2 pseudogenes are annotated in these 1,838 nt (G+C 77.5%); both read right to left on the reverse strand.

Annotation, left to right across the window (positions count from 1 at the left end):
- Nucleotides 1-783, reverse strand: a pseudogene (locus B9S58_RS04165) (hypothetical protein); the annotation flags it as partial.
- Nucleotides 780-1,838 (reverse strand): annotated as a pseudogene (locus B9S58_RS04170) (hypothetical protein); the annotation flags it as partial. The pseudogenes B9S58_RS04165 and B9S58_RS04170, both read right to left, overlap by 4 nt.

Consider the following 1,838-nt stretch of genomic DNA (forward strand, 5'->3'; position numbering starts at 1 on the left):
GCCGGCCGCTGCGGGGGCGAACGCGCGGGGCAGCGTCCCGGCGAGCACCCGGTGCTGCGCGAGGTCGGCCGGGGCCCGGTCGGCGGGACCGGGGCGGCCGGTCACCAGCTGGTAGAGCACCTGGGCGGCACTCCACACCGCGTCCCGGGAGTCGACGAGGCCCTCGCCCCGGTGCTGTTCGGGCGGGGCGAACGGGGCCCGGCCCCACGGCGTCCGGGGACGTCCCGCGCGGGCGACGCCCTCAAGACCCCAGAGCTGCACCGACGTACCGTCCCAGAGCACGGTCGCGGGGGAGATCCCGCGCGGCACGAGACCCTGGCCGTCCAGCAGGCACAGGGCCAGCGTCAGGTCCCGGGCGAACACCCGCTGGTCGGTCGCGGAGATCACATGGGTGCGCCCGGCGGCGGTGCCGCGCGGGGCGGCGTACAGCAGGAACGGCTCGGCGGTGTCCAGTTCGTAGCCGATGACGGTGGGGAACAGGTACGCGTACGGGGTGTTCTCCAGGGTCCGGTCGAGGTGGAGCGCGGTACCCGCCTCGGTGTCGAGCAGGGCGCGGGCCGCCGGGTTGGCGGCGTCGGCCGCCGACAGGAACACCTGGACGCACTGCTGGCCCCGGTCGTCGAGCAGCCCGTTGCGGATGCGCTGGGGCAGTGCCGGGTCCCGGCGCGAGGGCGGGCCGAAGCGGGCCGGGGTGGTGCGCCGCCGCCCGGCGGGGTCGGTGAACACGAGGTGGGGGCGCGGGGCCCCCGGTGACTCGGACCGGCCCGGCGCCGTGGTGCTCACCACCGGTCGTCCTCCCCGGACTCGGCGTGGACTGAGGAGGGTTCGGTGCGGTCCGGGCCGTCGTCGGACCGGTAGTCCTGGTCGGTCCGGTAGCCGTCGTCCGAGCGGTGGTCGTCGCCGCGCCGGTAGTCGCTGTCGGTCCGGGGGCTGCCGCCGGTCCGGGGGCTGCCTCCGGTGCTCTGCCGGGGCAGGACCGTGTCGACCACGCCCATCCGCAGCGGCGTGAGCCGGATCAGCCCCGCGTACCGCCCGGAGGAGGTCCACAGCGCCTCCTCGCCCGGCGGCGAACCACTCCTGCGCCAGGCGGCCTCGACCTCGCCCTGGAGGGTTCCCGGGGCGAACCGGATCCACAGGGCGGCCTCCGGGTCGCGGCTCAGGAGGGCCCCCTGTTCCGGCGAGGACAACTGGACGACGGCCCCCCGGTCCGCCTCCCGCCCCACCAGCTCGGCGACCCGCAGCGAATCGGTGCCCAGCAGTCCGGCGGCCGTGGCGCGGGCCCGGTGGTCGGCCGGGTACGGCGGCGGGGCCAGCACCCCGTAGCGCCACAGGTGGTGGCGGGCGGCCGACAGCAGTTCGCGGACCCGCTCCTCGGTCCGCGAGACGGCGAGCGCCCCGGCCTGGCCGCGTTCGACGGCGCCCCAGTAGGGGGCCATGGCGGCCATCGCGGTGTTGCGGAGGTCCCCGGCGAGGGTGGCGACCAGCTCCGGGCCGCCCTCGCCGATCTCCCGGTCGAGCCAGCGCGGTGCGAGGTCGCCCCCGCGGTCCTCCCACGGGGCGGCGTCGGGGCCGACGGGGTACGCGGCCGGGGAAGGCGTGCCGTACGGGCCGGGGCCCTCGCCGTACAGGTCGCCGTCGTGGCCGGCGTCGAGGGCGTCGTACCGGTGGCCGTCCCGGTGGCTGTCCCGGTCGTCGTCCCGTACCGGGCTGTTGTCCCAGGCGTAGGCGGCGGCCCAGTCGCCGTCGTCCGCGCCTCCGTCGGCGGCGCCGGACTCCAGGGTCTCCAGCGCGGAGGGCGCGGAGAGCCAGTCGTCGTCCCCGTACGGACCGGAACCGCC

Origin of the sequence: Streptomyces sp. SM11 (assembly GCF_002910905.1) — a bacterium.
Classification (GTDB): domain Bacteria; phylum Actinomycetota; class Actinomycetes; order Streptomycetales; family Streptomycetaceae; genus Streptomyces.